4 protein-coding genes are annotated in these 5149 nt (G+C 45.4%); 1 reads left to right on the top strand and 3 read right to left on the bottom strand.

What is annotated here, in order from left to right:
• Positions 1 to 2030, bottom strand: a 2030-nt coding sequence (locus F6K20_RS23505; protein WP_287296222.1) for an nSTAND1 domain-containing NTPase, incomplete at its 3' end; no start/stop codon positions are given.
• Between the two features lie 282 nt (positions 2031 to 2312).
• Between F6K20_RS23505 and F6K20_RS23510 the strand changes: the two genes are divergently transcribed.
• The gene (locus F6K20_RS23510) at positions 2313 to 2618 is read left to right on the top strand and encodes a small RNA NsiR4-regulated ssr1528 family protein (protein WP_044493949.1); all 306 of its coding nucleotides are present in this window, start codon (positions 2313 to 2315) and stop codon (positions 2616 to 2618) included.
• A 314-nt stretch (positions 2619 to 2932) separates the two neighbouring features.
• Here the strand turns inward: F6K20_RS23510 and F6K20_RS23515 are convergent, their stop codons facing one another.
• Positions 2933 to 3931 (bottom strand): heme o synthase, encoded by a 999-nt coding sequence (locus F6K20_RS23515; RefSeq protein ID WP_287265849.1) that lies wholly within the window; start codon positions 3929 to 3931, stop codon positions 2933 to 2935.
• 107 nt (positions 3932 to 4038) lie between these two features.
• A partial coding sequence (gene iscB / locus F6K20_RS23520) for an RNA-guided endonuclease IscB (protein ID WP_287296224.1) occupies positions 4039 to 5149 on the bottom strand: 1111 nt, incomplete at its 5' end.

Consider the following 5149-nt stretch of genomic DNA (forward strand, 5'->3'; position numbering starts at 1 on the left):
TATCTTTGCCATCCCCGCACTAAAGCATCATGGGCTGGTCCTACATAGGGATTCCCCTCAGCATCTTGTCCTTCTACTAATAACCGTGCTGTGCTAAAACGCTCAATTACTTCCTTAACTAAATCATTTTTCTGAGGCGGATATTCCAATTCCCATAAAGGTACTTGCCTACGGGCTAATTCACCCCCACCTAGTGCCACCATCCGCAGCATCACATGACGGATCACTTGGTCATAAGCGGGATTTTCTTGAACTAGCAAATGATACTCCTCATCCGCCCTTTGAGTTAGCGATCGCATTACTCCCCCCAATTCCATATAATCGGCTTGAGTCAATGCCCGGTCAATAGTAATACCCCCGTATTGTGCCTGCCGTTGTCGCCTTAAATACTTGAGATACAGTTCACTCAAGGCAAAAGACAGCAGGGGTAATGCTCCCGGCATATCCGCCACTTCATCAATTAATTTGTCTACTAATTCGTGGGGTTGAAAATACATCACCCGTGCTTGAGCCGGTTTTTCTATCGCTTCCCTTAGTTCCCCTCGTGTCATGGCTGGTACAATAAATCGTCCACTTTGCCAACGATTTTTCAGCACCGTGCTTCCCAATTGATTTAGTACTTCCGGTGCCAACGTTAAGCCCGCATCTCGGATTTGGGGTTCAAAATCAGAACGTAGGCTTAATACTACTCGTAATTGCTCCCGATAGCCATGAATTGCTGCCAGTATCTGTTGAAAAAATTCCTGCCGCTCCTGCTCATCTTGACAGAGTGTAATGATTTCTTCGCTTTGGTCAATAAAGATTAATAACTTGGATTTGGGATTGTTTTTAACCCAAACCGCAATACTTTGAGTGAGAGTTTTTTGTTTGTTCCCTAACTCGACTTTTGGTAATCCGGCCTCACCCAGGGCTTTATTGAGAGCTTGGAAGGGGGTTTCTCCGGGACGAATTGGTGACACTATCGACCATTTATCGGTATTTTTATGTTTCAACTGGGGAATTAATCCGGCTTTCACCAAACTCGATTTCCCCGAACCGGAAGCACCTAAGACCACAGTTAAGGGATGAGTCTTGACAAAATCCTGTAACTTTTCTACTAGTAATGTTCTACCAAAAAATAGTTGACTGTGTTCCTCTTCAAAGGAGTTTAAACCCCGATAGGGATTTTTCGACTCATCTAATGGTGGTGCGGGGGGTAAGTTGAGTTCATGTCCTGGAGACAGAAAGATATACTCGCCTTTATCGTGCTTGTTTAAACACCAAATACCAGGCGTTTGGCGCAGACGGCATTTTTCTGTGGGAATTTCGACTCGATCCCGTAAATATAAATATAATTTTGTGGCTGTAATTACCCCATCTCCAGCCGGTTTACCATTCGTGGCAGGAGGATAGATATCTCCTGCACCTTCTAGGGCTTCTAATAATGCACTAGCAAAAGGGGAATGATTGCCGATTTGACCGCGTTCGCTATCTAAATTAAAGTTATCTAAAGCCTTTTGATCCGAAGCTGAGGACGTAATGATTTGCCATGCCGGGTCAGTAATAAAACGGTCATAACGCTCTTGGTGAATGACTTCTGGCGATGTGAGTAAATCCCTGGTATTCGACCATTTAAAAGCACCAGCAAAACAGCAGTCTAGGATACCCAAGAAATGACGACAGGGTAATTGATGGAAAGCATCATGTAACTTGGTCATGGGCAGATAACTATTAGTATCCCCCAGTTTGGCATCTTGAGGAATTAGGTAACCAGCCGGGCCATCATCCCCATTGAGAGCTACTCCATGACCAGCAAAGTAAAATAATAAGCGGTCATTTTCAGTGACTTGTTCGGGTAGGGTTTGGTCTAAAAATTTGTTGAAGTTAGAGAGAGTGGCTACTTCGTCTAAGCATTCCCAGACTTCATAGCCATGCTTCTCGTGGAGAATTTCTATTAGTTTTTTGGCATCGTTTACGGCGGTGTTCAGGGGGGAAATGCCGTTTTGGTAGTTGTTGATGCCGATGATCAAGGCGAGATTGCGGGAAAACATACATATACCGTGGGATTTTATTAAGTACAGAATTATGGTTTTTTATGGAACAGGAATTATTAAGGGAGCAGGGAATATAGCAGTTGGCATTCAAACTATTTTTGGCGAGAATGAAACAGCCCTGCCTCCTGGCAGGGGTTAGGGGTGGCTACCCATCTATGTTTTCGCCAGAATGAAATCGCCCTGCCCTTAATAAGGGGGACTTTTGAATCTAATTCCACCCTTTGTTAAGGAAACCGACACCCTGTAAAATACTTTCGTATCTATAACTATCAGCTTACTATGTCTACCGAAGGTAATTCCCAGACTCAAACCACTACAGGTGCTGATGCGGTTGATGACGCGATCGCAAAGGGAATTGATTTAGATGGCTCCCCAATACCGAAAGCTAAGTTAGACCTTTACAACCAAGTCATGGGGTTGGAAGCTCAACGGCAACGGAGCGGTGTCAGCAATACCATGAGATCAAGAATTGTGCGGATTGGAGCGAAGCATATCTCTCAAGCAGAACTCAATCAAATGCTGCTCGATGCTGATTTTATCCCTCTTAAAGACAAAGAGATTGCTTTTTACTACGGGGGTAAGTAGGGAGTAGGGAATCGGGAATCGGGAATCGGGAGTCGGGAGTCGGGAGTCGGGATGCAGCGCTATTGCCTATTGCTAGCATGCCTATTGCCTATTGCCTTCAAAGGATATGCAATGTCGGTCAAACGTTGCTGAGAATTGCTATAAATATCAATAGGGTTGGCGAATTGTTACAGCTCTGAGCTAATTCACCAACCCTATTGTAAGTAACTTTAAACGTAAGTATTAAGCTATCAGCCCTTCCCTTAGGGGTCGAACAGGCTTCTAGCCTGTAAGGTAGCCATTAGCTGATCGCTGATCGCTTACCAGCCAACACCCTAAACTAAGTTAATACTTACCTGTTCCAAAACTGTAGAAATTGTTTGAATCAAAACTTGGGAATTCTCTGCCACAGTTGCAGTTATTTCCCTGGTCATGGGTAAGCTATCTACTACGATACCGGTACACAATAACATCATATAGAGAATTGAGTACTTAAACATAGACCGGGCAAGTTGATTGTCTTTAGGTTCCTTAAGCAGCAACCATGCTTTTTTGATAAAAATACTGCCCAAAAGAATAGCAACTATGCCATAAACCACTCCCGATTCTCCTAAAGGATAGATCAACAATAGGGAAGTGGGGACGACTAATAAGGTGTAATACCAGATTTGACGAACAGTAACCTCTTCACCGGCTACTACCGGTAACATGGGTATCCCAACTTTGGCGTAATCCTCGTGAATCATTAAGGCTAAAGCCCAGAAGTGAGGCGGTGTCCACAAGAACACGATGATAAAGAGTAACCAAGGGGCCCAACTCAATTCTCCTGTCACCGCAGCCCAACCCACTAGTGCTGGAATTGCTCCTGCTGCACCACCAATGACGATGTTTTGGGCAGTGTGGCGCTTGAGGATATGAGTGTATATGAGCATATAGAAGATAATGCCAGATAGCGCTAGTAAGGCACTAAGGAGGTTAGCGAAGACTGTTAGCAGGGTGAACGACAGGATTGCTAATGCGATCGCAAACAGCAAAGCATCACGAGGCTGCACTTTCCCAGAGGGAATGGGACGGTGGCGAGTGCGCAACATTTCATAGTCGATATCACGGTCATAGATGCAGTTAAGTACTTGGGCAGATGCTGCGGCCAAAGTACCACCGACCAGGGTAACTAGCAATAATATGGGATCGACTTGTCCATCGGATGCCAACCACATCCCCGCTGCTGTCGTAATTAATAGTAGTGGAATGATTCGAGGTTTTGTTAGTTGATAGTAACTTTGAATAACCTCTCTTAAGTTTTCATGTTGACGGGTTAAACTAGTCCCAAGCATTCAATTCACCGACAATTGTTAGCAAGGGGAGAGCTGGAAGCCCCTGTCGATTCACGCATGGGGAGGAAAGCTCTCCCCTTACATGACAGCAGCGCGACAGCGCATCCTTAGAATACGTAGGCATAGCCATCCCTCCCGTGTATAGTGCTGCAATACTTGTGATTGATTCCAGTGACTCTGCCAGATTTAGTCTGGATGTCGAAGCTACCGGACTTCCGACAGAGAACCCGACCTAAATGGGTTCCCGCTTTCTTGCCTTTGGGTACAACCGCCCTGACGATATCCCCACTTCTGAAACCGAAATGAACTTGCTGACGAGTACGGTGGCGGTATGGGAAGCCATACTTATCAACACCAGCCATCTGTCGGTTTCCATGTCCTGATGCTGTGATGGTTAAACATTGCTTAGTCTCAAGGGTGAGATGGACAACAACTCCTACACAGGCAGCATCAAGCCAGTGAGTTTTAGGAAGATCTAATCGGCAACGGTTATACTTAGTTTGTCCACCTGTCCCAAACTCAATAGGTAAGCCTGTAGCAATCAACTCCTCAGCAATCTTGTTCCGAGTTGAGTTGACCGCTGCCGCATCCAATAACGGTTGCTTAACTTGGCTGAGAATTCGATTGAGTAGGTCAGACTTACCAGAGAGGAAGTCTGTTATATTTCGGTTTCCTTTCGCCTGGTTACAGTCATGGCAAGCAACGGTCAGGTTAGATACTCGGTCAGATCCCCCTTTGGATTTGGGGTGAATATGATCGACTTCCAAACGGGTGTCTGTGGCTTTGCAGTATGCACATTGCCGATTCCATTTCTCTAACAGGTACTCTCGAACTTCATACCCCTGTAGTTCACCCTGCTGGTAGTCAACACCTGAAACTTCAGGGTTGATCATTTTCTGCATGTCAAATCTAACTCGCTCTAATGAGATTCCTGTAACGGGAACAAACTTGGTTAATCGTCTAACCCAGGTCATCGTAGTCAGAACCCGATGGAGCATCGATGGAGCAAGCCAACCTTCTGGACGAGTACGGTTTAAGAATCTAGGTTGACGATACCGGGTTTTACGGTTTCGCCTTCCTCTCCTCAATTTTCGTCTGTCCTCAAGATCAGCCTTAATTTGCTGCCCTCGGTGATAGAGTTCTGCTCCCCATAGAACCTTGTCATCTTGCACCAGAGCAAGCCCAGTTACTTTTGAGCCTGGGTCGATTTTGAGTTGA

Source organism: Moorena sp. SIO2C4 (genome assembly GCF_010672485.1).
Taxonomy (GTDB): domain Bacteria; phylum Cyanobacteriota; class Cyanobacteriia; order Cyanobacteriales; family Coleofasciculaceae; genus Moorena; species Moorena producens.

Excerpts from the sequence above, each read along its gene's own strand:
- F6K20_RS23510 (WP_044493949.1), top strand. The coding sequence starts at position 2,313 with ATGTCTACCGAAGGTAATTCCCAGACTCAAACCACTACAGGTGCTGAT.
- F6K20_RS23515 (WP_287265849.1), bottom strand. The coding sequence starts at position 3,931 with ATGCTTGGGACTAGTTTAACCCGTCAACATGAAAACTTAAGAGAGGTT.